Origin of the sequence: Thermococcus sp. (assembly GCF_027012695.1) — an archaeon.
GTDB lineage: Archaea > Methanobacteriota_B > Thermococci > Thermococcales > Thermococcaceae > Thermococcus.
The window spans coordinates 1-22,939 of record NZ_JALUYR010000007.1 but is presented as its reverse complement, the minus strand read 5'-3'; the positions used below and the strand labels follow the sequence as shown (position 1 = coordinate 22,939).

General features: G+C 54.8%; 23 protein-coding genes. 13 read left to right on the top strand and 10 right to left on the bottom strand.

The features are described 5' to 3' along the window. Positions 1–224 precede the first annotated feature (224 nt). The 3 genes from MV985_RS00480 (at position 225) to MV985_RS00470 (ending at position 2,687) form a co-directional block, all read left to right on the top strand. Positions 225–1,274, top strand: coding sequence for a hypothetical protein (locus MV985_RS00480; RefSeq protein WP_297457999.1), 1,050 nt, complete (start codon positions 225–227; stop codon positions 1,272–1,274). Positions 1,275–1,545: 271 nt separating this feature from the next. Then, entirely contained in the window at positions 1,546–2,001 is a 456-nt protein-coding gene (locus tag MV985_RS00475; RefSeq protein WP_297458013.1) for an RNA-binding protein, read from the top strand. Beyond that, positions 1,998–2,687 (top strand): Ribonuclease P protein component 3, encoded by a 690-nt coding sequence (locus MV985_RS00470; RefSeq protein ID WP_297457997.1) that lies wholly within the window; start codon positions 1,998–2,000, stop codon positions 2,685–2,687. Before MV985_RS00475 ends, MV985_RS00470 begins: the two co-directional genes overlap by 4 nt. On the opposite strand, the gene MV985_RS00465 is transcribed toward MV985_RS00470, so the two are convergent. The 4 genes from MV985_RS00465 to MV985_RS00450 all read right to left on the bottom strand — a co-directional run bounded on the left by MV985_RS00465 (position 2,668) and on the right by MV985_RS00450 (position 6,413). Next, a complete protein-coding gene (locus MV985_RS00465) occupies positions 2,668–3,540 on the bottom strand; it encodes a hypothetical protein (RefSeq protein ID WP_297457995.1) in 873 nt (290 codons plus the stop codon). The genes MV985_RS00470 and MV985_RS00465 overlap by 20 nt on opposite strands. 153 nt (positions 3,541–3,693) lie before the next feature. Continuing rightward, positions 3,694–5,022, bottom strand: a complete 1,329-nt coding sequence (locus MV985_RS00460) for a TrpB-like pyridoxal phosphate-dependent enzyme (protein ID WP_297457993.1) — start codon at positions 5,020–5,022, stop codon at positions 3,694–3,696. Between the two features lie 492 nt (positions 5,023–5,514). After that, complete coding sequence (locus MV985_RS00455; RefSeq protein ID WP_297457991.1) at positions 5,515–6,201, bottom strand: hypothetical protein; 687 nt, start codon at positions 6,199–6,201, stop codon at positions 5,515–5,517. An 86-nt stretch (positions 6,202–6,287) separates the two neighbouring features. Then, on the bottom strand, positions 6,288–6,413 hold the full coding sequence (locus MV985_RS00450) for a hypothetical protein (protein WP_297458017.1): 126 nt from the start codon (positions 6,411–6,413) through the stop codon (positions 6,288–6,290). Positions 6,414–6,634: 221 nt separating this feature from the next. Between MV985_RS00450 and MV985_RS00445 the strand changes: the two genes are divergently transcribed. Continuing rightward, a complete protein-coding gene (locus MV985_RS00445) occupies positions 6,635–6,934 on the top strand; it encodes a DUF389 domain-containing protein (protein WP_297458011.1) in 300 nt (99 codons plus the stop codon). Further along, entirely contained in the window at positions 6,886–7,263 is a 378-nt protein-coding gene (locus MV985_RS00440; protein WP_297458009.1) for a DUF389 domain-containing protein, read from the top strand. Before MV985_RS00445 ends, MV985_RS00440 begins: the two co-directional genes overlap by 49 nt. On the opposite strand, the gene MV985_RS00435 is transcribed toward MV985_RS00440, so the two are convergent. After that, complete coding sequence (locus MV985_RS00435) at positions 7,260–7,703, bottom strand: hypothetical protein (protein WP_297457989.1); 444 nt, start codon at positions 7,701–7,703, stop codon at positions 7,260–7,262. The genes MV985_RS00440 and MV985_RS00435 overlap by 4 nt on opposite strands. 37 nt (positions 7,704–7,740) lie before the next feature. Further along, on the bottom strand, positions 7,741–9,693 hold the full coding sequence (gene rqcH, locus MV985_RS00430) for a ribosome rescue protein RqcH (protein ID WP_297457987.1): 1,953 nt from the start codon (positions 9,691–9,693) through the stop codon (positions 7,741–7,743). Positions 9,694–9,806: 113 nt separating this feature from the next. On the opposite strand from rqcH, the gene MV985_RS00425 reads away from it, so the two are divergent. Beyond that, positions 9,807–11,471: a 1,4-alpha-glucan branching protein domain-containing protein gene (locus MV985_RS00425; protein ID WP_297457985.1), complete on the top strand. Its 1,665-nt coding sequence runs from the start codon at positions 9,807–9,809 to the stop codon at positions 11,469–11,471. A 33-nt stretch (positions 11,472–11,504) separates the two neighbouring features. On the opposite strand, the gene MV985_RS00420 is transcribed toward MV985_RS00425, so the two are convergent. Together MV985_RS00420 and MV985_RS00415 are read right to left on the bottom strand one after the other, a co-directional pair. Then, a complete protein-coding gene (locus MV985_RS00420; protein ID WP_297457983.1) occupies positions 11,505–12,254 on the bottom strand; it encodes an alpha-glucosidase in 750 nt (249 codons plus the stop codon). 145 nt (positions 12,255–12,399) lie between these two features. Further along, positions 12,400–14,106 (bottom strand): Na+dependent transporter, encoded by a 1,707-nt coding sequence (locus MV985_RS00415; RefSeq protein ID WP_297457981.1) that lies wholly within the window; start codon positions 14,104–14,106, stop codon positions 12,400–12,402. A 589-nt stretch (positions 14,107–14,695) separates the two neighbouring features. Here MV985_RS00415 and gdhA point away from each other — a divergent pair. Beyond that, positions 14,696–15,955 (top strand): glutamate dehydrogenase, encoded by a 1,260-nt coding sequence (gdhA, locus tag MV985_RS00410; protein WP_297457979.1) that lies wholly within the window; start codon positions 14,696–14,698, stop codon positions 15,953–15,955. A 39-nt stretch (positions 15,956–15,994) separates the two neighbouring features. On the opposite strand, the gene MV985_RS00405 is transcribed toward gdhA, so the two are convergent. Continuing rightward, positions 15,995–16,357 (bottom strand): potassium channel family protein, encoded by a 363-nt coding sequence (locus MV985_RS00405; protein WP_297457977.1) that lies wholly within the window; start codon positions 16,355–16,357, stop codon positions 15,995–15,997. A gap of 42 nt (positions 16,358–16,399) precedes the next feature. Between MV985_RS00405 and MV985_RS00400 the strand changes: the two genes are divergently transcribed. Then, on the top strand, positions 16,400–16,768 hold the full coding sequence (locus MV985_RS00400) for a DUF4389 domain-containing protein (protein WP_297457975.1): 369 nt from the start codon (positions 16,400–16,402) through the stop codon (positions 16,766–16,768). On the opposite strand, the gene MV985_RS00395 is transcribed toward MV985_RS00400, so the two are convergent. Further along, a complete protein-coding gene (locus tag MV985_RS00395; protein WP_297457973.1) occupies positions 16,765–17,928 on the bottom strand; it encodes a hypothetical protein in 1,164 nt (387 codons plus the stop codon). The two genes, MV985_RS00400 and MV985_RS00395, sit on opposite strands and share 4 nt — an antisense overlap. A 103-nt stretch (positions 17,929–18,031) precedes the next feature. Here MV985_RS00395 and psmB point away from each other — a divergent pair, with 103 nt between their 5' ends. From psmB to rpiA, 5 genes are all read left to right on the top strand, one after another. Next, entirely contained in the window at positions 18,032–18,643 is a 612-nt protein-coding gene (gene psmB / locus MV985_RS00390; RefSeq protein WP_297457972.1) for an archaeal proteasome endopeptidase complex subunit beta, read from the top strand. A gap of 10 nt (positions 18,644–18,653) precedes the next feature. Further along, a complete protein-coding gene (locus MV985_RS00385; protein WP_297458007.1) occupies positions 18,654–20,600 on the top strand; it encodes a beta-CASP ribonuclease aCPSF1 in 1,947 nt (648 codons plus the stop codon). 66 nt (positions 20,601–20,666) lie between these two features. After that, positions 20,667–21,410: a hypothetical protein gene (locus MV985_RS00380; RefSeq protein ID WP_297457970.1), complete on the top strand. Its 744-nt coding sequence runs from the start codon at positions 20,667–20,669 to the stop codon at positions 21,408–21,410. Positions 21,411–21,470: 60 nt separating this feature from the next. Further along, entirely contained in the window at positions 21,471–21,848 is a 378-nt protein-coding gene (locus MV985_RS00375; protein WP_366085014.1) for a hypothetical protein, read from the top strand. Between the two features lie 4 nt (positions 21,849–21,852). Further along, positions 21,853–22,536: a ribose-5-phosphate isomerase RpiA gene (gene rpiA / locus MV985_RS00370; RefSeq protein ID WP_297457968.1), complete on the top strand. Its 684-nt coding sequence runs from the start codon at positions 21,853–21,855 to the stop codon at positions 22,534–22,536. Positions 22,537–22,939 lie beyond the last annotated feature (403 nt).

Sequence of the window (22,939 nt, the reverse complement as noted above, 5' to 3'; positions counted from 1 at the left end):
TTTAATTGTCTCTCTTTAGTAGCTTAAAATCAGCAGATTGAACCCTTTTCCGTTGCATCTCCATGCAACTTCTTTACTCCCTCTCTACTTCTCTCAAAAAGTCCGAGTGAAAGTAGTACTAATAAAACCACTTCGGCTGTGTTAGTGGATGTTGAGCTAAGTAGTAATGTTTATAAGGGGATTTATCTAAAATTGGATGCAAAACTGCAAAAAAGGTGAAGCCTGTGACGTGGAAGCCGTTGTTCGCGGTCATGATTGGACTGATGATGGTCGGGATGGCAGCGGCTGGAGCAGATGTATCAATGGGAAAGGCGGACGAATTTGATAATGGCACATTGGATATTAGACTTCCCCCAACGCCACTGGGCGAGGTGACGTACTTTTGTGGGGATAACGCGGTAAAAGCCCTAATGGAGCTGAGCCGCAAAAATCTACCGCTGAGAATACTCCCCGGCCAGGGGTTGTCCCAAGTAACGTTCTTGGGAGTGTACAGGGACACCAACGGTAGGGTATATTATTACATTGTAGAGGGGCCTGTGAAAACGGAGACAGTACTTAAGGATTTTATTAAAAATGCGAGGCACTTTTCTCAGAGACCAACACTCAGGAAAATCTCAATGGTGGGACATACCCGGGACTGGAATGACATTGGAGCAATCACATGGAAAAAGGTTTTCATCGGAACTACAATGGAGATGGGGGTAACGGCAGAGTTTAGTTACGTCTCCACGACATCGGGAATGACGTACTACCTTGTGGAAATCCACCAGTCGGGCAATCCCAAAAGAAGTGACATAGCCCTTGATAAAATGACCGTAGATGTAAGTGTCCCGAATGAGATACCCCTCTCGGAGACATGGGTAAGCCGGTGGCTCCCCAGAACTGATGGAGGACCAAAAAAATACTACTCATACACTTCACAGATAAGCGTGGATGGGAACTTGCTCGGTTATTCAGCCTCAGCATCAACTAGTGAAGAAACCAACGATGGTATCACGTTTAGATGGAAAGTTAAGAGTCGTGAGATAGGCAGGGATGTTGAGTTCATACATTACGACTTTGTAAAGAAAATCTGGGGTGGGATCCTGACACGGCCGGCCTATGGGGTAATTCTCGATGCAAACCCCACTGTTATCGTCGTCTCCAAGCGGAACAGTGCCAAGTTATCCTTTGGGGCCCAGGCGAAGTTCAACATTGCCAACCGGATGATTGTTCCGACAGATACGCTGGAATTCGAAGTTGAAGTCACCCCCGTGAGTGTTAGGGAGTATTAGTTCCCGGGGGAAAGTGGACAGAACTAGTGATTTTTCTTTATTTCCTTCGGTCTTTGGCATTTGAACAGTATGCGTACCCGACGGGGGTTAACTTCCTGGTACCTCTCCAGTGAGTTCGCGAATGGACTTATCGAAAGGCTGTCTCCTATAACCATCGGGATGTACAGCCCTCCTTTTGATTCAGGACTGGTCAGCATCTTTTCCATAGGGTATCAAGTCAAGCAGGGATTAGCTTTTAAAACCACCTTCCCTATTCACTCCGGTGAGAGAGATGGCGAAGCTTAAAGCCCACCACGTCAGGCTTACCACCTTCATCCAGGCAACAGAGGACGAGGACAAGGTTCTCGAAGCGATAGCGACCTTCATTCCCGATGGGATTGACGACGATGACGTCAAGGTTGGCATGGAGGAAACAACCGGCTTCTTCGGGAATCCCATAAAGGTAGTTAACGTTGAGATAAAGAGAAGTAAAGCCGTGAGGAAATTCCTGGAGCACTTCAAGGACCTCCTGAGTGAAAAAGACAAACAATACCTCCTTGAGAACCTGGATGAAAAGGTGGATGAAGAAGGAACGCTCTACGTTCGCTTCAACAAGCAGAAGGCCTATCTCGGTGAGGCAGAAATCGATGAGGGTGCTGATGTCGTTCAGGCCAGAATAAAGGTCCAGGCCTTTCCGATGAGGAAGGAGGCCGTTGTCAAAGCCGTCCGGGAGTGGCTGGAGGAATGAGCGAAAAACCGGAAACTCCCGGGGAGGAGATCTCCTTCTCGCGGGACTACTCCGTCGAGATGGACGTGAGGAGTGAGGACGCTTACGAACTCGCGAGCCAGTGGTTCGACGAGGTGGTGTTCACAAAAAAGCTCGTCCTCGAAAGCTCCCCCGATTGGAGCGCGCTAAAGGAGGAACTCAGGGCCCTCCGCGAGGCCTACGGTAAAGTTGCCCTCCTCATCGTGACCAAAAAGCCGAGCCTCATTCGTGAGGTCAAGAACCGCAGTCCGAGGGCTTTAATCTACGTCCAGGGCGGAGACATGAGGGTGAACCGCGCCGCCCTCGAGGCCGGAGTTGATGCCCTGATAAGCCCCTGGTTCGGGAGGAAAGATCCGGGCTTTGACCACATCTTAGCGGGAATAGCCGCGAGGAGGGAAGTGGCGGTGGGCTTTTCGCTCTCACCCCTTCTCAGGGCGAACCCCTACGGCAGGGTTCAGATCCTGCGCTTCATGGCCAAGGTCTGGCAGCTAGTGAGAAAGTACAATGTTCCGCGCTTCCTGACAGGTTCCGCAGAAGGTAGATGGGAGGTTCGTTCCCCCAGGGACCTGATGAGCCTGGGAATAACCATTGGAATGGAGGTAACGGAGGCGAGGGCGAGCCTGAACTTCCATCCCCGAAGAATTCTGGCTAGCGAAAGATTGACGTGAAGTCGTCGCTATCTATCCTCGGGAACGAGCTGGCGGTGAGTACGAGCCGCGTAACCTCGAAGGCCATGTCGGAGAGGCCCTTCCCAATGGGGTCATTTGTGAGCAGGGCGAGCGAGTTCCCCTTGGCGTGGAAGATGCCTATGTTGGCCTCCGGATCCCTCAGGAGAAACTCCATCACGTTTCTTCCAACGGCATGTTCTTCCATGAGCCCCCAGGTTACCGTCCTTATTATCGAGGCAGTCCAGAGTGAAACGGCATCGAAGGTCAGCTGGTAGGCGGCCCTGGTGTAGAAGTCAAAGAGGCTCTGAGAATCGCCAAAGGGGTTCGTTTCAAGTATCCTCCGCGCGTCCGCGAGTAGAGCCGAGGCGCTGGAGTAAAGCTTGTCCAGGTAGTTGATGCCAGCAATGGCGTTGGCCTCCCCGTCGAAGTTCATAACCACCGAGACGACCGCACCGGCCACAAGGGCCCCCAGCGGGTCGGCTGGGAGTTTCTTCTTGAGGGAAACGAGAACCGTTCCGAGAAGGAGCTCCCACGTCAGAACGTAGAACGGTCCCGTGCTGGGATTCCTGACAACGTCGTTGACGGCCGGGCCCGAGACGTACTGAATACCCTTCCCCGGTTCGATTTCGCTGAGTGGGAGCCAGACCCTTTTGCCTTTCCTAACCTTCGTCCAGTCATCCACGGGAACGATGGTTGGGATCCTGGTCTTCACGTCATAGAGTTGCTCGAGCTCATTTCCAAAATCCCTCAGAACCTCCTCCACGTTCCTTGAGAACTCCTCTTCGTTTCTGGAATTCAGAGTCGCCTTCAGAAACCGCATCTCCAGGGAGCGAGAGGGGGGTTCATCTCCCATGGGGCACCACCGCAAAACTTATATTCCCAGGAGGGTTAATAAAAGTTTTGGGACCATAAGATTTCAGCGTTCCCCTTTTTAATACGACGTTGCATTAAAAACGCCTTCCAGGCGCTTTTATGGGGTCCAAGGTCTAAAGAAGTATAGAAAAGATCAGGGAAGCTCAAGGGCCGGGAAGTAGTCGGGCTCGTAGTCCTCAAGCTTTCCGTCGAGGTAGTCCTCGTAGCCACCAAGATCGAGGAAGCCGTGGCCGCTGAGGTTGAAGAGTATAACCTCCTCTTTTCCTTCCTCTTTAGCTTTCAGCGCCCTGTCTATTGCCCCTTTTATCGCGTGGGCACTCTCCGGGGCGGGAATTATTCCCTCGGTCTTCGCGAACAGCTCTGCCGCCTGGAAGACCTCGTTCTGGTGATATGCTATTGGTTTGACAATCCCGTGGTTGATGAGAACGCTCAGCGTAGGCGCTAATCCGTGGTAGCGAAGTCCTCCAGCGTGAATCGGCGGGACGTAGTAGGTGTGACCCAGGGTGTGCATCTTCATCTTCGGTGTGTATCCGCCCGAATCGCCGTAGTCGTATTTGTAAACACCGCGCGTCATTGTAGGTGCAGCCTTTGGCTCAACCGCTATGAACTCGTAGTCCGCTTTGCCGTCCAGAACGTCTTTAACGAATGGATAAGCCAATCCAGCGAAGTTGCTTCCACCGCCGACGCAGCCGATTATAACGTCCGGCTCCTCGAACTCCTTCATCTGCTCCTTCGTCTCGAGACCTATGACCGTCTGGTGCATGAGGACATGGTTTAAAACGCTTCCAAGGGCGTAGCGGGCCTTTTCATCCCTCAGAACGTCTTCTATTGCCTCGCTTATCGCTATTCCCAGGCCGCCGGGGTGGTTCGGGTCTTGAGCTAAAAACTTCCGTCCGATTTCGGTCCTGTCGCTCGGGCTCGGATAGATTTCAGCGCCGTAGAGGCGCATTATGGTTTTCCTGTAGGGTTTTTGCCGGTAGCTGGCGCGCGCCATGTAAACCCTGACCTTTAAACCGAGGAGCGCTCCCGCTAAGCTTAAGGCCGTTCCCCACTGACCTGCTCCGGTCTCTGTGACGAGCCTCTCAATCCCCTGCTCCTTGGCGTAGTAAGCTTGAGCTAAAGCCGTGTTTATCTTGTGGCTTCCCGTCACGGTCGCTCCTTCATACTTGAAGTATATCCTGGCTGGAGTTCCGAGGGCTTTCTCAAGGTTAGTGGCCCTGAAGAGTGGCGTTGGCCTTCCAATCTTGGCGTAAAGTTCGCGGACTTTTTTCGGAATCTCGATGTAGCGCTCGTTGCTCATCTCCTGTTTCACAAGCTCGGCCGCGAAAATCCTCAACAGTTTCTCCGGCTCCATCGGTTCTCCCGTTTCCGGGTCGAGGGGAGGCTCTAAAGGCTCCGGAAGGTCGGGCAGTATGTTGTACCACCTCTTCGGTATCTTCGAATCGGGAAGAACGGCTTTCATTCTACCACCTCCTTTCCAAGAACGTTCACACTAACCGTCTCAACAAATCCCAAAAGCGAGGGAATAACGAGCGTAAGGGCTAAGCAGGGGCTTTTAAGTGGGAGAACGGCGTGACCAAAAACACTCCCCCCTTAGTTCAGCGCCAAAAGCGATCCCGCCCTGAAATCTGTGAACTAACGGGGAGTTTCGGGGGAGCTATGCTAAAGCCAAAAACGATCACTCCTGGCTATCATGGTGCATCGGACATAGGAACAGTGCATCCCTTATAGGGTTTTCGGCCCGCATCTTGAAAATATGACGAATCTCCTGGGAACTCTGTCCTAAAATCGTCATCCGTTCGAAGATTAGTTCACGGTCCCCACTGCCACCAGCCGTACCTCATGACGAGGAATGCTATGCCCACGCCGATGACCATGAGTATCAGGAGAATTGCAGCCAGCTTCTTCCTGTCCCTGGCTTCCATACCATCACCCCGACCCTTTCGGCTCGGCCCTATAAAAACCTTCCTACCCGTGATTGAACGAACTCATCAACGGCCCTGCAATCTCCCCTGCCGGATACAACCGCAAGGCCACCGGCTATCCTCACCTCGGCGATGTAAACGCAGCGGTTTCCCCTCCTCAGCATGGCCTCTCGGATGACGCTTTCCCGCGACCCAAAGTTCCTGGAGATTTCAGTATAACCCCTTTCTCGGGCGTTTTGAACCGCGTTAAGGTAAACCTTATCCGCCTTCTCGATGGGCATTTTCAGGACGATGGTGTGGCTGGTTACGGGCATTCTGACCTCGAGGTTTCTCCATGCCATTCCGGAGACGTAGACGACTTTTCCTGCTGGTTCCACAAGGTAGGAACAGGACTGAATCACATCGGCGCTCCCGTTGAGCGGCCAGAGGCTGCCTTCAGCATTCCAGCATCCGGTTTTGAGGTGGAGCCCCGAGACGAGGTTCAGGCTCGTTACCCGGGGCGGAGTCAGCAGGATGGCGATTAAGATGGCTAGAACCCCGAAGGGGACGAGCATCCTGGGTTTCCGTGAGTAGTACCGCCTGAACACGAGGACCGGGAGGATGAACGCCAGGCCGAACGTCGCAAGCCCCAGCGGGCGGTTGAGCTGGACGGCTATCCACGCAAAGAACGAGATGGCTGTGGATATGGTCACCGATAGGGGCAGCTTCCAGCCCATGGTTTCATCTCCACCTGAAGTACGGCATTCCGCTTAAAAGCCCCTTCACGGCTTCAAACCCGGTTGAAGCGTTTCCGGAAGGGTTATTAGTGGGGAGGGTGTAGGAATTTCGATGCGCCATGCTCCGGCTTGAGGTCAACTGCGACGAGGGCGAGGGGGAGAAGGTGAGAGACGTCCTTGTGCTTCACCGCCCTCGTTCCCGATTTCATCATAAACGATATCGCCGTGGATCTCATGAAGGCGATAGACCTTCGGAAGGGCCGTTCTTCGATAACCGGGGCTCCTGTAGGCGGAAGATCTATCAAGTACTCCAGCTCAGTCAAGTCCCTCGCCAGGTACAGGCGTCGCTGGACCCCAGCGGATATAGAAAGCCTCGTGGAGAACGCAAACAACCAGGCAAGGGTTGATCCGATTCAGCCCACCTCCCGGGGCGGTGGCATCTATTATAGCGCTCTTCGGCCTGATTACGAACAGCGTGGCCATGATGATCTCCGCGATGCTCCTCTCACCCATCCTCGACCCGCTCTACGGCTTCGCCATCAACATCGTCATGGGCAGGGGACGGGACGCGGCCGGTGCCCTGCGCTCGATACTGCAGCTTCTCATCGTTGTCTCTGCCTCTGCTTTTCTGAGGACCCTGATTCTCAGGAGCTTGGGAATGATGCCCCCGAGCCATCGCGGAAAATACTCCTCCGGGCCGGTTCGGGTGCCATCTACATACTACTGGCCATAGTTCTGGGCTACGCCGGGATAGTGGCGATAGTGAGCAGGATTCCGGAGATACTGGCCGGTGTTTCGATAGCGGCGGCGCTCGTTCCACCGACGACCGTTATGGGAATCTCCCTCGCGATGGGCTGGCGGGGGATCTTCGGGGGCTCTCTCATCCTCACCCTGGAGAACGTTCTCGGTCTGCTGAGCGGTGCCCTCCTGGGCCTCTACCTCCTGAACCTCTCACCGAGAAGTTACTACGAGAGGAGGGCAGCGAAAATGCACACCAGGAGGACGACGGTGGTACTCGGTCTGATGATTCTCGCACTCGTCCTGCTTGAGCTGGTCGTTTAGGCGATCTCCGTCTGCTCGTAAACCTCCCGTCCCTGCCTGTGCTTCATCAGTACGTCATAGAGGAACTCCTTGAGGTCGGAGCTCATGTCATCGAACAGGATGTCCGCGCTTCCCCGGTAGGATTTCTCCGCCGCTTCCACGAGCGTCGCCACTGCGGGCGTCAGCCCCCTGAGGAGCAGGGCCACCAGATCGGGCATCGCCTCCTCCCCTACCTCCCCGTCCGATTCAAGGGCCAGGTACACGACGAAACCCCTCATCTGAACCGCGAGCACGAAGTCGCTCTCGCTCAGCTCGAAGAAGGAAAAGTTGGGGGCCTTCGATCCGGTTCTGGCTATGAGAACTCCGCGGATTGAGATGGTTATCTGCTCCCCCTCCACCTCGAAGATGAGGTCCTTTGCGAGCTCCCTTCTGGCCAGGATGTACAGGTTCTCCAGCGACATGGTGCCCCCTTGGAAGGGGAGAATAAAAGGGTTTGGTCTACTCGACGACCCGCTCGATTTCCCCTCCGCCCGGGGGAAGGATCGCGTTCAGGTCCTCCTCCCTGACCCGGTAGCCCCACTTCTCCAGGATTGCCCTTATCCTCTTGACTAGCTCGCCCTTCTTGAGCCTTCCGGGCCTTACGATGATGTAGCGCTTTGTGTGAGCCTTAATGGCCTCAACGGGAGCACTGACGACGTATTCATCGCCCCCGTAGTTGATGACCCCAACGGCCAGCCTGAGCGGCAGTCCGCGAAGCCAGTTTCTCTTTCCATAGACCATGAACGCTCCCTTTCCAAGATATTCTCCACTGGGAACCTGCTTCGTAACCTGCTCGGGATATGCCCAGTAGGCGTCCGCTCCGTAAAGCCCCTGGCTCCACGCCCTGCTCATCGAGACCGCAAACTGGCAGGCCTCGAATATGGTCTTCTCTCCAGCCTTCTGCCCGTCCTTGATGACGACGTGGGGAGCGCCGTAGACGTCGGCGTGACAGTACAGGTCGTTATCCATCATATGTTTTTTTATGAGGATCTCGTTGGTGCTCGCGTCCTTTCCGGCTAAAACCAAGAAACCCTCGCTCGAAACGAACCAGCGGAACTTCTCGAACCACTTCTTCTTTCTCCGCTCGATTTTCTTTACGCTGAGTTCCTTCTTCATCTCTTCCTCGATGAGTTCCTCGACCTCGTCAAGCTTTCTTCTCGTATCTTCGTAGGCTTTGAGTGCCCCCTCGTACTTGTGCCTGAACTTCTTGGCCTTCTCATAGTAGAGTTCCGCGTTCTCTCCAAGGCTTTTGTTGAGGTAGAGTCGGATTTTTTTCCCGTCGAGCTCTATCGTTACCGCCTTCTCCCCGGGGTCAATGGACCTTACCAGGAGCGCGACCCTGTTTCCGGCCTTCTTGCCCTCCTCGATTCTTCGCCTGAACTCATCCCAGCCGAGGGTTTCCGTTGCCTTCCTGAACTCCTTCAGAAGACGCTCCACCAGGGAATAGTTCGCGTATATCAGATCGCCGATCTCCTGGTTCTCGTTCATGGCTTTCTCAAAGCCCCCGAGCATCTCCTCCTGTTTTTTCAGTGTCATAAGGAGCTGTCTCTTTTTATCCTCGAGCCTCTTCGTCTGCTCTATCCGTGCCTTCTCTATCGTTAATCTTCCAAAGTATTCGTCTAAGGCTTCGCTGAAGGTTTTGAAGTACTCCTTCTCAAGCCCCTCGTAGATTCTCAGCTCTATCGGAACCACATCGTGCATGTTCCCGTCTTTGAAGACGATGTTTGGCCTCGGTTCGTCGTTGAAGGTTTCCAGCATCGCATCATAGACTTTCCGGAGGTCTTCGTCACTCAGCTCTTTAACCGGAGTCGTCTTCTCGAAGCCAGCTCTTATCGAAATCTCCTCGGCGTACATTCCGCCCATGTTGAGCTTTCTCGCCAAAGCGCGGACGAGTTCTAAATCCTCGTCCTCTCTCATCAGCTTGAGGAACCTCTCAAAGGAAACCTCTAGCGGGTTCTCCCTCGCTGGCGGGAACCTGTATTCGGCCTTCGGTTTTATTGCCCTGTCCCGGTACTCCTCGTAGCGAAGCGCCGCAACGATTCTGTTGTCCGAATCAACGAGAACCACGTTGCCCCTCCGAAAGAGCTCCCCTATGAGAGTGTAGTCTCCTACCCTGATCTTGACTATCCTGTCGAACTGGTGTTGCTCTATGGCATCGATGAATCCCCCACCGAGGTGCTTCCTGAGGAGCATCGTGAAGCTCGACGGCTGTTTTGGGGCCTCCCTGATGTAACTGGTGAGATGGAACCTCTTTCCGGCCTGGAGGATCAGGTCGGCCCTCCCCTCCTTCGTCCTCAGCTTGATCCTTATCTCGTCCTTATCGTGATAGACCTTGTCGACGCGGGATCCAACAAGCCACTGCAGTTCCCTAACTATGTATCGGATGTCAACACTGCTCATTTCCTCCTTCATTCTCCCACCGGTGGATGATGAACTTCTCGGGTTAAAAGCTTTCAGAACACCGTGATGAAGGGGGCGGGATAGGGTTAAATACCACGATGACGTAACACTCCTGGTGATACCAAATGACGGGCCACTTCGCCTTCCTTCTCCACACCCACATTCCATACGTCAGGAAGCACGGCAGATGGCCCTTCGGCGAGGAGTGGCTCTACGAGGCTATGGGCGAGAGTTACCTGCCCCTGCTCATGGAGTTCGAAAGGCTCCGCGATTCCGGCGTTCGCTTTCAGCTGGTCGTCAACATAACACCGGTCCTCATGGAACAGCTTGCCGACGAATACGTCAGGCGGGAATTCGAGCACTACCTCGAGAGAAAGATAGAGAAGACCGAGGAGGACCTGAAATCGGGCAAGTACAACAAGAAGGCCGTGATGACATCACTAAATCACTTCAGGAAGGTCCTGTCTTACTGGAGGGCTATAAACGGCGACATAATCGGGAAGTTCCGCGAGTTACAGGAGAACGGCTACATCGAGATAATAACCTCCGCGGCAACGCACGGCTACCTACCCCTCCTCCTCAGGGAGGAGGCGATAAGGGCGCAGATAGCGAACGGCGTTTTCACCTACGAGAAGCACTTCGGGAGAAGGCCGAAGGGGATATGGCTGCCTGAGTGCGCCTACCGTCCGGCCGGCGAGTGGGAGCTTCCCGGCGGGAGGAAGGTGAAAAGACGGGGCATCGAGAAGTTCTTGGAGGAGTTCAGCATAGAGTACTTCTTCGTCGAGAGCGGGCTTATAGATGAAGGTCCGGTGATCGAAGACTACGGGGAGGTTGACGTCTACGGGGATGGGAAGAGCACGCTGAGGCCCTACTGGATAAAGGGCTCGAACGTTGCCGTCTTCTCGAGAAACCGCGAGACCGGTCATCAGGTCTGGAGTGCCCGCCACGGCTACCCGGGCGACTTTTTCTACCGCGAGTTCCACAGGAAGGCCCCCGAAAGCGGAGGGCAGTACTGGAGGATAACCGGGAAGGACGTTGAGCTTGGAGACAAGGAGTTCTACGACCCGGATAAAGCGATGGAGCGCGTCGAGGAGCACGCGAGGCACTTCGTCTCGCTGGTCGAGAGGCTTTTGCGGGAGCACGAGAAGAAAACGGATGAGAAAGGCATAATGGTCTCGCCCTACGACACCGAGCTTTTCGGCCACTGGTGGTTTGAAGGCGTCAGGTGGCTCGGTAGGGTTCTCGAGTTAATGGCGAGCAGGGGGATAGAGACCGTGAGCCTCTCCCGGTTCCTCGAGAACTACTCCGGCGAGAGGCATGAGATAGAGCTTCCCGAAGGTTCGTGGGGCAGGAACTCAGATCACTCGACCTGGTGGAACGAGGAAACTGAGTGGACCTGGGAGCACGTTTACCGCGCGGAGGACAGGATGGTTGCTATAGCAAGCCGCTTCTACGGAAAGGACGCCCTAATTGACAGGGTTATAGAGCAGCTCGCGAGGGAGCTTTTAATCTTAGAGGCGAGTGACTGGCAATTCCTCATCACGACGGGACAGGCGAAGGAGTACGGGGAGAGGCGCGTTCTGCTCCACAGCAGGGACTTCCACAGGTTGGCCAATGAGCTTGTGAAGTACGTGAAGGGGGGAGAGTTTAACACCGGGTTGCTCGAAGAACTTGAGGAACGCGACAGCGCCTTCAGGCCGGTTATCGTTGCCCACTACATAAGCGACAGCCCGACGGAGCTTGAGGAGTACGTCGAAGAACAGGGAAACCCGGTGGGGGATCGGGAGTAAAACTGGATCGGGGCCCGGATGGGCCGCCGGTCATCACAGAAATGCATGACGGTGTTTGTACAGCCCGATCATAGCCGATACCAGGAGGTATATTTCCGTTGCCCCGAGTATCGCCAGTACCAGAAGGTACCCGTGGACGAAAGTGGTGCTCTTGTGGATCGCCGAGGCGATCTCCTGGATTTTTGCCGGGTCCCTGAGGGCTGCCAGGGAGTACTGTATCGCCATCGCTCCAGTTATGAGGGGAATCGGTATTGCGGAGTACGCGAGGAGCAGTCCCAGGTGCCCCCTGCGCTGGAGGGCAAGCATTGAGAGGATTATCGGAATCGCAAGTATGAGGGCCGTTATCGCGATGAACCTGTTGAGGTAGAGTCCACTCAGAACGAAGAAGAGCGTCATACCGAAGAGATACCTGCGGTAGACTCCCTTCAGCTCCTTCATTGCCTCAGGCTGGAAGTCGTATCTCGCGGAGCGCGAGTATATGAGGATCCTGTCCACGAGCTTGAGGTACTTTCCTTTGCCTTCCCTCTCGATCTCCCTGTCCACGCTCATGTTCTTGAGTTCCTTCGCCTTTTTGAAGAAGAACTCCGCAAGCTCCTCGTTGTCGTTCTGGACGCTGGCGGCGAGCTCTCTAAAGTTCCTGGATGCCTCCTCCAGCTTTTCAATAACCCTCTCCCGCTCCCTCCCGGTGAGCGTTTTCATCCTCTGAACGCGGGGCACGGTGGTTTCGATGACCTCCGCTGTATCCTCAAGAATGGCTCGACTTCTCACGGTTATCCCTCCCAAGCTTAAAAGAAGAAAAGAAGGGGTTTAAGAGCTTTTTGCCTGCTTCTCCGCCTTCAGCAGTCTGCTTATGCTCCAGCCCATCATGGCGAAGATTACGAGCCACGCCGTCAGCATATAGATTACCCAGCTCTCCATCGTCATCACCTCAGACCTTTATGATTACCTCGTTCTTCTCGAGTTCCTCGCCGTACTTCTTCTTAATGGCATAGTAGCTCTCGATGGCACCGATGATGAACATTGTGATTATCGCTATCCATGGTGCGAGGCCTATCTTTCCGCTGATGAAGCCCTTGAATGTTCCGACGAGCGGCAGTGCAAGGAGTATCGGTGCTATGTACAGTATTATTGGCTTGTACCACTCGGGGACCTTCATGAGTGCGCCCTCATGGAGCTCCCGCCAGAAGTTGTCGGGCTTGAAGAGGTACACTGCTATTATGATGTCAAAGAGCGCCAGCAGGGTCAGCTGGAAGCTCACCCACGCATCCACCTGGTCCATGTAGCCGCTGATGTATATGACCGGCAGGCCCATGATGAAGTAGATGATGAGCACTATCCACGTTCCCAGGCTCCTCTTGATGTTGAGGTCCTCCTCGAGGAGAGCCGTGAGGTAGTTGTACATAGCTATGGCCGAAGTGAAGCCCGCGAACCAGAGGAGCAGGAACCACAGGGCGCCGAAGAGCCTCCCAGCGTCGCCCATGCTGACGAAGGCGTTGGGCAGGCTGGTGTAGGCGAAGCCCAGTCCGAAGGTCCTTCCAATGGCCTGAAGGCCTATGTCCTTGTGGGTGCTGAAGGCCTGGAGTATCTCGTTCCAGTGGGAGTTGAGGTATTCGCTTATCATGGTCAGGTTGGCGGACTCAACGATGTTCTTCGGGATTCCAAGCTGGAGCAGGGCGGTTTTGTCAATCTTGTCCGGGCTGGGGGCGAAGGCCTTCATGACGATGCTTGGGTTGATTATCTTGGTGAAGTAGGCTGTCGCGAGCGGTATTGCTATCGAACCTCCTAGAACGACCTCGGCAAACTCGTTGAGCGAGACTGTAGCTATTCCCGAGAGGGCAACGTCGTCCTTGGGTCCGAGGTAGCTCGCGTAGTTCTGGATGATACCCATACCGAGGGACAGCGTGAAGAATATCTGTCCCGTTGCCGCGAGCATCACTTCCCAGAGGTGGGAGCCGAGGTAGTCCCAGTTGGGAGTCCAGATGAAGCGGAAGCCATCTATGGTGCTCCAGTTGGGGTCAACCGGTGATCCGAGGACGAAGATGTAGCCGACCATGAGGATCGCAAAGATGTAGAGCAACGGCATCATTACCTTGACCCATCTCTCGATTCCCTTGCTGACGCCCTGGCCAACGGCTATGGCGAGCAGTACTACCGTGATGCCCCAGAACAGGAACACCTCTGCGTGGTTGCTGAGGTACTGGACGAAGAACTCACCGGTGTTCTTGCCGAAGTAGGCTCCGGTTATGCTGAACCAGGAGTACGCGGCAGACCAGCCTATGAGGTGCAGGTAGTAGCTGTTGAGAAGTACCGTCAGGCTGAAGGCCAGCATACCGCTGATAACCCCGAGCCACAGCGCGCTCCTGGGTTTGAGGCTCTCCCTTGCCATGAGGTAGTACGTCGGGCCCAGTGTTCCATGGCCGTACTTACCACCGTAGCGACCCGCGACCCATTCAACCCACATCACAGGGATACCGAGGAAGAACAGCGCTATGAAGTACGGCACCATGAAGGCTCCGCCACCGTTCTGGGCCACCTGCGTCGGGAACCTCACGAAGTTGCCCAGACCAACGGCGTTTCCGGCCATTGCAAGGATCAATCCAATCTTCGTTGCCCACTGGTCCCTGGGCTGCTCCATAGTAATCACCTCCGTCCTTAAGTGTATCCATCGAATGCCCCATGGATTGAGCCGGGGCATTATGTATAAAGTGTTCTATTCTATAAAAAGCTTTCCCACGCCTTTTTTCGACGAAAGCCGATTTCTGTACGCATAAAAATACTCGCGCAGGATTTTTGTCATTTTTCCAGTACTTGGGGGGATTGTAAGGTCGTAATTGTCAGACAGACAATAGATCGGCCCCCAATTGTAACTTCGATAAAAGCAAAACCGGGCTATCGGGAAAAGGTTAATTAAAGACAATCCCCCAGAGGGATCGGTGCCCGATGATTGCAACAAGAGTGAGCTGAGGGGTGATGACCGACTTCTCGCTGAGGGCACCGACACCAACCCCCGTCAATGACTGTTTATGTGCTCCGATGTATAAAAAATTCCTGGTGTACATCGCTCTTTTTGGCTCAATGTTTCGGGAGAGTTTTCCTTTCAGTCAAAAATTTGCGCACGCAAGTTCTTGCAAAAAAATAACCGTTCTCCGGCCTTTTTATCGAAAGATTTATATAAGTAAATGTCCAACTTCCACTGCAGATTATCAAAACCCGAGGTGGGAAAAATGGTCGAGATTGACCCCTTTGAGATGGCCGTTAAGCAGCTCGAGAGGGCTGCCCAGTATATGGACATAAGCGAAGAGGCCCTCGAGTGGCTCAAGAGGCCCATGAGGATCGTTGAGGTTAGCGTCCCGATAGAGATGGACGACGGTTCTGTTAAGGTTTTCACCGGTTTCCGCGTTCAGCACAACTGGGCGAGAGGTCCCACAAAGGGTGGTATTCGCTGGCACCCGGCCGAGACCCTCAGCACCGTTAAGGCCCTGGCAACCTGGATGACCTGGAAAGTAGCTGTCGTCGACCTCCCCTACGGTGGAGGTAAGGGTGGCATCATCGTCAACCCGAAGGAGCTTAGCGAGAGGGAGCAGGAGAGGCTCGCCCGCTCGTACATCAGGGCCATCTACGACGTCATCGGCCCGTGGACCGACATCCCGGCCCCCGATGTCTACACTAACCCGAAGATCATGGGCTGGATGATGGACGAGTATGAGACCATCATGAGGAGAAAGGGCCCGGCCTTTGGTGTCATCACCGGAAAGCCACTCAGCATCGGCGGTTCAGTAGGGAGGACCACCGCAACCGCCCAGGGTGCGATATTCACCATCAGGGAAGCCGCGAAGGCCCTCAACATGGACCTCAAGGGTAAGACTATCGCCGTCCAGGGCTTCGGTAACGCAGGTTACTACACCGCCAAGCTCGCTAGGGAGCAGCTCGGCATGAAGGTCGTCGCGGTCAGCGACAGCAAGGGCGGCATCTACAACCCCGATGGTCTTGACCCCGACGAGGTCCTCAAGTGGAAGAGGGAGCACGGCAGCGTTAAGGACTTCCCCGGCGCGACTAACATCACCAATGAGGAGCTCCTCGAGCTCGACGTTGACGTCCTCGCTCCGGCAGCAATTGAGGAGGTCATCACCGAGAAGAACGCCGACAGGATCAAGGCCAAGATCGTCGCGGAAGTTGCCAACGGTCCGGTTACCCCCGAGGCCGACGAGATACTCCGTCAGAAGGGCATCCTCCAGATCCCGGACTTCCTGTGCAACGCCGGTGGTGTCACCGTCAGCTACTTCGAGTGGGTGCAGAACATAAACGGTTACTACTGGACCGAGGAGGAGGTCCGCGAGAAGCTCGACAAGAAGATGACCAACGCATTCTGGAGCGTTTACAACACCCACAGGGAGAAGGACATCCACATGCGCGATGCTGCCTACGTCGTCGCCGTGAGCAAGGTCTACCAGGCCATGAAGGACCGCGGATGGGTGAAGCACTGAGCTTCCCCCTTTCCTCCCTGTTTTCCCTGTTCTGGTCCTTCACTTGGTCTTGTTTTCGAGCTGTGACCTGTAGAGCCTCCCTATGGCCTGCATAGCGGCCGCAACCATTATGCCCGTCAGAATCATCCCCAGAACCGGAAGGATGAGTGCGCAGAGAACCTTTGAGACGGCGGTGGTGGGGGTAAAGTCGCCGTAGCCAACGGTGAAGGCCGTTATAAACGCGAAGTACATCCCGTCCCAGAGGTTTATTCCTTCCTCCAGCGAGAGGACGACCCCAAAGAGGGCTATGGTTACGAAGAGACCTAAGAGTATGCTCTTGACGTAGTAGAGAACCCTCAGGAACTCCCGAAAGAACGTCCTGAATCCTACGAGTTCAAGCTGAATCTCCTTCTCAGTTTCCATACTATCCCATCTCCCGTTGGGCCACAAGGTTTTTAAACGTTGATGGGAACGTCAGGTAGTATTAAGGTGGTGAACATGGGAGAACGTATCGAAGCACTTTTGAGGATTCCACTCGGAATCCTCTACGGGATAATTACCGATATCCTCGGTCTGGTTGTTGGTCTTGTTGTGGTCCTCCAGTTCTTTTACACCCTGATCCTCGGCAGGAGACACGAGGGGATGGCCTGTTTTGCCAACAAGTTCGCTTCCCTCAGGTATCATGTGGACAGGTACCTTTACTTCGCCACGAACGAGAGGCCAATATTTGATATCCCTGGATGGGAGGACACCCTTCCGTGCGATTTCAATCGGGAAGATGCCAGAGAGAAGTACGGGGAAATAAAGAACTCCTTCGAGAACGGCGGGTTTTAAACCTTCGCCCAGTACTCCTTTTCTTCTACCATCGCCCTTACCATCTCGTCCTCGTCCTTGAACATCGTCCTCCTTGAGGGGTTCTGCATGCCGTAGAACTCCATAAACGGACTCGGCCTTCTCTTGAAGGGGTAGTAGAGGTATATGGCGGCAAGTGTCCTGTACGCCTCGGCCATCTCGCTGATGACTCCCGCTGAGACCCCCTCGGCGTAGTGGTAGACCGCTATCGCCTTGCTCACGTCAACGAGGTTGAAATCGCGCTCGACGAGCTGTCTTCTGAGTATCTCCGTCGCCTGTTCTATATCGGCCCTGTCAAGCTCGTCAACCTCGTCCCCGTCCAAGAGGTGCTTTATCCTGATGCGCCTTATTGATGGGTTCTTTGCAACCTGGTTGTCGTATTCAGCAACCACCCACCAGTCGTCCAGAGCTCCTGGATCGAGGACCGTGAAGTGCTCGCTCAGCCTGTCGTAGAAGCCCCTAACCTTGTGGTAGTACTCCTCCTCGTGACCCGTCATTGGATAGCTGAGGTAGACGAGGGGTTTCTCCTTCTCGTGGAAGAGCAGGTCGAGGAACACCCCGTGGGGGTGCCTTATGCCGAACTGGAGGACGTAGCGGACCTCAATGCCCTCCTTCTTGAGCTCGTGGACTAAAGTTTTTACATGGTTTATCGCATCCTCCCGCCACATGACGAGGGTGGTTAGCTTTATGTTGTCCGGGTCGTTCCCAAAGCGCTCGAACCATTCGGGATCGTTGATTATTCTCCTCCTGACGGAAAGGACATCATCGAGAACTATTATGACGCGGTTCGGTCTCAGGAGTTTGAGGTTGCTCGTCGTGAAGCCTATAACGCTCCCGCTCCCCCAGCGGAAGAGGCTCGGCGTCGAGACGAGGTGGTAAATTTTGTCGCTTTCGTCTATTTCCCTCCGGATTCTCTCAAAGGCCTCGTCGCGTATCTCGTTCATGAGATCCTGATGGTTTATTGCAAAGTCGAGGACGTTCTTCCGCGTTATTTTGACGCCCCTTTCTTTCCCCACTTCCCTGATGTAATTAAAGACATGATAGTAGGCGTAGCTCTCTCCTTCCGCGAGCTCAAGCGCTTCCCTCACGTACTCGTCCCTGCCGTTGAGCGGCGGGCCAGTGAGCAGGATTACCTCCTTCATGCATCTCCCCCCATTCCCTTGGACGAAACCTTTAAATACTATTCCCCCGAGGTGCCCGTGTAAGGTTCTTCTATTCTAAAAGATACCAGCAGGGGTGTTGTGGTTGGCTGAGAAGCTAAAGGGAACGACTACGGTCGGCATTGTATGTAAGAATGGCGTGGTCCTTGCAGCGGACAGAAGGGCATCGCTCGGCAACATGGTGCTCTCCGAGAACGTCACCAAGGTTTTCAGGATAGACGATCACCTGGCAATCGCCGGGGCCGGTAGCGTCGGTGACATACTAAGTCTCGTTCGCCTTCTCCGTGCCGAGGCCAGGCTCTACAGGGCCCGGGTAGGGCGGGAGATGAGCGTTAAGGCACTCGCAACGCTGACATCCAACATCCTTCACGGGAGCAGGTTCATGCCCTACTTCGGGTGGTTCCTCATAGCGGGACACACCGGAAAACCGGGGCTGTACTCAGTTGACATGGCCGGCGGCGTAACAGAGGACAGGTTCACGGCCGCCGGGTCGGGAATGGAGTTTGCCTTCTCAATCCTCGAGGAGCACTACCGCGACGATATCCCCCTCGTGGAGGGGGTTAAGCTCGCCCTCAAGGCCATTGGGGCCGCCACCAGAAGGGACGTTTTCACCGGTGGTGGGGTTACCCTCGTTACGGTCACGGAGGAAGGATACAAAGAGTGGACAGAGGAGGAGCTCAAAGCCCTCTCCGGGTGAGGTGGTGCCAGTGATAAGGAGAGAGACATTCGTTGACGACATACTGCGCGACATCAAGGAAGTTATAAGTCAGATGGTTCCTCCAGAGGCCAGGATAACCGACGTTGAGTTCGAGGGGCCGGAGCTCGTCATCTACGTCAAGAACCCCGAGGCGATAATGCGCGATGGGGATCTCATCAAGAACCTCGCCAAGGTTCTCAAGAAGAGGATAAGCATCCGCCCCGATCCGGAGGTTCTCATCCCCCCTGAAAGGGCGGAAGAGATGATAAAGGAGCTCGTTCCAAAGGAGGCGGAGATAACCAACATCAGCTTCGACCCTTCGGTCGGAGAGGTCATCATCGAGGCGAGGAAACCCGGTCTCGTCATAGGAAAAAACGGGGAAACCCTCCGCCTCATAACCCAGAAGGTTCACTGGGCGCCGAGGGTTGTCAGAACTCCTCCGCTCCAGAGCCAGACGATTTACTCGATAAGGCAGATACTCCAGGCTGAGGCAAAGGACAGGAGGAAGTTCCTCCGGCAGGCGGGGAGGAACATCTACCGCAAGCCAGAAACTAAAAGTGAGTGGATAAGGATAACCGGTCTCGGTGGCTTCCGGGAGGTGGGCAGGAGTTCCCTCCTCGTTCAGACCAACGAGAGCTACGTTCTGGTTGATTTCGGGGTTAACATAGCCGCGTTAAGGGATCCAAAGAAGGCTTTCCCCCACTTCGATGCTCCGGAGTTCCGCTACGTCCTCGATGCGGGCCTTCTCGATGCCATAATCATAACCCATGCCCACCTCGACCACAGCGGAATGCTTCCCTACCTCTTCCGCTACAGGCTCTTTGACGGGCCGATATACACGACGCCGCCCACGAGGGATTTGATGGTTCTCCTCCAGCAGGACTTCATCGAGATCCAGAAGATGAACGGCGTCGAGCCCCTCTACCGGCCGAGGGATATCAAGGAGGTCATCAAGCACACCATCACTCTTGACTACGGCGAGGTTCGCGATATCGCGCCGGACATAAGACTGACCCTCCACAACGCCGGCCACATACTCGGTTCTTCAATAGTGCACCTCCACATAGGCAACGGGCTGCACAACATAGCCATCACCGGCGACTTCAAGTTCATCCCGACGAGGCTCTTCGAGCCGGCTGTGAGCAGGTTCCCAAGGCTTGAGACCCTCGTCATGGAGTCAACCTACGGGGGAAGCAACGACTACCAGATGCCGCGTGAGGAGGCTGAGAAGAGGCTGATAGAGGTCATCCACGGGACAATAAGGCGCGGTGGAAAGGTTCTCATCCCCGCGATGGCCGTCGGAAGGGCGCAGGAGATAATGATGGTCCTTGAGGAGTACGCGAGGATAGGTGGCCTTGAGGTGCCGATCTACCTCGACGGAATGATATGGGAAGCAACTGCGATCCACACTGCCTATCCTGAATACCTCAGCAGGAGGTTGAGGGAGCAGATATTCCACGAGGGCTACAACCCCTTCCTGAACCCGATATTCAAGCCCGTCGCCAACAGCAGGGAGAGGCAGGACATCATAGACAGCGGCGAGCCGGCAATAATCATCGCCACCTCCGGCATGCTCGTCGGTGGGCCGAGTGTTGAGTACTTCAAGCAGCTCGCACCGGATCCGAAGAACAGCATAATCTTCGTCAGCTACCAGGCGGAGGGAACCCTCGGAAGGCAGGTGCAGAGGGGTCTGAGAGAGATACCGCTCGTTGGCGAGGACGGAAGAACCGAGGTGGTAAACGTCAACATGGAAGTCCACACCATAGACGGCTTCTCCGGCCACGCGGACAGGCGGGAGCTCATAAGCTACGTTGCGAGGCTCAGGCCAAGGCCGGAGAGGGTAATAACCGTCCACGGTGAGGCCCACAAATGCCTCGACCTCTCCACCAGCATCCACAAGAAGTTCGGCATAAGCACGAGGGCCCCGAACAACCTCGACGCCATAAGGCTCAAGTGAGGGTTTCTTCTTACCCTCATCGCAACCTATATGAACATCGGGGAGGAAAATATCGGGGTGTTGTCCATGGGGCGTTTTGCGTTACTCCTGGCGATCCTTATACTCGGTTTCGCGGTTGGGGGCTTTACCCCAGTGAGGGCTGGGGAGGACTACGTCCTCGTTCTCAACCCCGCCAACAACACTCCCTCCTACGCCACCCACGTTTACGATCCGGTTGAGGTGAGCTCCTCCCACGGCTTCTCTGTCCAGTGGTGGGCCACCACGACGTCGGGAGCCGGAGCGAAGCCTATGACAATAATGAGGGTTACTCTATCAGACAGCGCAACCACTGATGGCAACTTCTTAGACCCCTCCGTCAGGGACAGTTATCCTGAGGTGGAGTTCGTCTACAACGCGACTGACAGCGGGCTCTACTTTCTCTACAACCACACCGTGAGGGGGCATGATATCATTGACTTCCAGTCGGGAAGGAAGTGGCACCTCTTCAACGTGACCCTGGAGGTTGTCTCCGGCAAGGTTAACGCCATCTGGTACGTGGATGGCACGCCTTATCTCCGGGAGGCCCTTGACATCGGCCCTCCTCTTTACGTTCAGGCGACCGATGCTTTCACCGGAGAATACGGGCTCCTGTACCTGGATAACGTGACGGACTCCGAGGGGAACAACGACGACTTCAACAACCGATCGAGTACCTACTTCACCTTCGATGGGAACCACGACTTCGTTCTGAAATCCGAGGTGTCCTTCTTCAGCGGCCTGATCCCCGGCGTTGTTCTGCTTGCCCTAGTACCCTTCTTCCTAAGAAGGTGACCCCTTTTAATCCCTTTTAATTCGGGAAACTTTTTAAGCACTCCCCTGAAACCAAGCGTGGTGAAGAAGGTGAAGCTGGCCGTTGAACACAAGTTCTCGCTCGCCGTCTATGCTTGGGGTCTGATAACGGGGGTAATCAGCGGTCTGGCCGCGGCAAAGGTGGAGTACGGCTGGCTCCTGGGAGTGGTTCTCTACCTGTTCGTTGACAGGTTCGTGATGGCAGTAGTCAAGGAGCTTCCAGCCGACGTTCCCGATGGGAGGGCCATACTGAAAAAGGCCTTCTGGGGCTGGTTCATGTTCTGGCTGTACTTCGTGATGCTAACATATTCGGCCACGATACACTTCATCCCCCGGTGCTACTCGAACCAGAGCCTGCTGTACCGGATGGTGGTCAGCGGAAACGCCACCGTTCCGTGCAACGTAACTCCCGTGGGGTGATGGTATGGAGGAGTTCAAGAGGGCCGTCGCGAGGGAGGCCCTGAGGTTCGTCGAGGACGACATGATAGTTGGTCTTGGAACCGGCTCGACCACCGCTTACTTCATAGAGGCCCTCGGGAAGCTTATAATGGAAGGGGAGCTTGAGGACGTTTACGGCGTTCCGACATCCTACCAGGCCAGGCTCCTGGCAATTGAGAGCGGGGTACCTGTTCTGGGACTGGACCAGGTTGATGCGATAGACATAGCCGTTGATGGTGCCGATGAAGTTGATCCCCACCTCAACCTCATTAAGGGGCGCGGAGCGGCTCTCACCATGGAGAAAATCATCGAGTACCGGGCCGGAACTTTTCTGGTACTTGTTGATGAGAGCAAGCTCGTCGAGAGGCTCGGCCAGAAGATGCCGGTGCCTATAGAGGTCATTCCCTCCGCATGGAGGGCCATCGCGGAGGAGATAGAAGTCTTCAACGCGACGGCCGAGCTCAGGATGGCGAGCAAGAAGGATGGGCCCGTCATAACGGACAACGGCAACTTCATACTCGACGCGAGGTTCCACCGCATCGAAGACCCGCTCGACCTCGAGATAGAGCTCAACAACATACCCGGCGTCGTCGAGAACGGCATCTTCGCGGACATAGCGGATGTGGTTTTGGTTGGCACCGAGGAAGGCGTCAAGAGGCTGGAGCGCTGAAATTTTGCAGATCAAAGTTTCATCAAGGTCGTGATTTCTTTTCAGGGCTCTTTATTTTTGGGTTTCCTCGTAGTTGGTTCGCTTTCAATGCGCTCCGTTGGAGCGCTAAAAAAGCCGAACCCACGCAAAAAGCTCCCGATAAAAATCCACTCTCAAAAAGCAACTCCAAAGAGAAATCCTGCCAAAATTGCTGTTTTGAGCAAGAACCACGAACCTTGATCAACCTCAACGGGCAAGCTTTTGGAAAAAGCTTGACCGAAAGTTCGTAGCTCTTCCAGTTTTGAATTTGAGAAATTGGGTTTTCTCCTTAGGAAACAGTTCTTTATGAGAACAATGGACTAAATGCCATCTTAGTAGGGGGTTTATTTTTCTCTGACGCCCGAAGGGCGTCTTTTTAGTGCAA

Coding starts and splice junctions, on each gene's coding strand:
- rqcH (WP_297457987.1), bottom strand. CDS start 9,693: ATGAAGGAGGAAATGAGCAGTGTTGACATCCGATACATAGTTAGGGAA.
- MV985_RS00435 (WP_297457989.1), bottom strand. CDS start 7,703: ATGTCGCTGGAGAACCTGTACATCCTGGCCAGAAGGGAGCTCGCAAAG.
- rpiA (WP_297457968.1), top strand. CDS start 21,853: ATGGAGGAGTTCAAGAGGGCCGTCGCGAGGGAGGCCCTGAGGTTCGTC.
- MV985_RS00470 (WP_297457997.1), top strand. CDS start 1,998: ATGAGCGAAAAACCGGAAACTCCCGGGGAGGAGATCTCCTTCTCGCGG.
- MV985_RS00475 (WP_297458013.1), top strand. CDS start 1,546: ATGGCGAAGCTTAAAGCCCACCACGTCAGGCTTACCACCTTCATCCAG.
- MV985_RS00400 (WP_297457975.1), top strand. CDS start 16,400: ATGGGAACGTCAGGTAGTATTAAGGTGGTGAACATGGGAGAACGTATC.
- MV985_RS00450 (WP_297458017.1), bottom strand. CDS start 6,413: ATGATGAAATCGGGAACGAGGGCGGTGAAGCACAAGGACGTCTCTCAC.
- MV985_RS00425 (WP_297457985.1), top strand. CDS start 9,807: ATGACGGGCCACTTCGCCTTCCTTCTCCACACCCACATTCCATACGTC.
- MV985_RS00415 (WP_297457981.1), bottom strand. CDS start 14,106: ATGGAGCAGCCCAGGGACCAGTGGGCAACGAAGATTGGATTGATCCTT.
- MV985_RS00395 (WP_297457973.1), bottom strand. CDS start 17,928: ATGAAGGAGGTAATCCTGCTCACTGGCCCGCCGCTCAACGGCAGGGAC.
- gdhA (WP_297457979.1), top strand. CDS start 14,696: ATGGTCGAGATTGACCCCTTTGAGATGGCCGTTAAGCAGCTCGAGAGG.
- MV985_RS00380 (WP_297457970.1), top strand. CDS start 20,667: ATGGGGCGTTTTGCGTTACTCCTGGCGATCCTTATACTCGGTTTCGCG.
- MV985_RS00460 (WP_297457993.1), bottom strand. CDS start 5,022: ATGAAAGCCGTTCTTCCCGATTCGAAGATACCGAAGAGGTGGTACAAC.
- MV985_RS00465 (WP_297457995.1), bottom strand. CDS start 3,540: ATGGGAGATGAACCCCCCTCTCGCTCCCTGGAGATGCGGTTTCTGAAG.
- MV985_RS00455 (WP_297457991.1), bottom strand. CDS start 6,201: ATGGGCTGGAAGCTGCCCCTATCGGTGACCATATCCACAGCCATCTCG.
- MV985_RS00405 (WP_297457977.1), bottom strand. CDS start 16,357: ATGGAAACTGAGAAGGAGATTCAGCTTGAACTCGTAGGATTCAGGACG.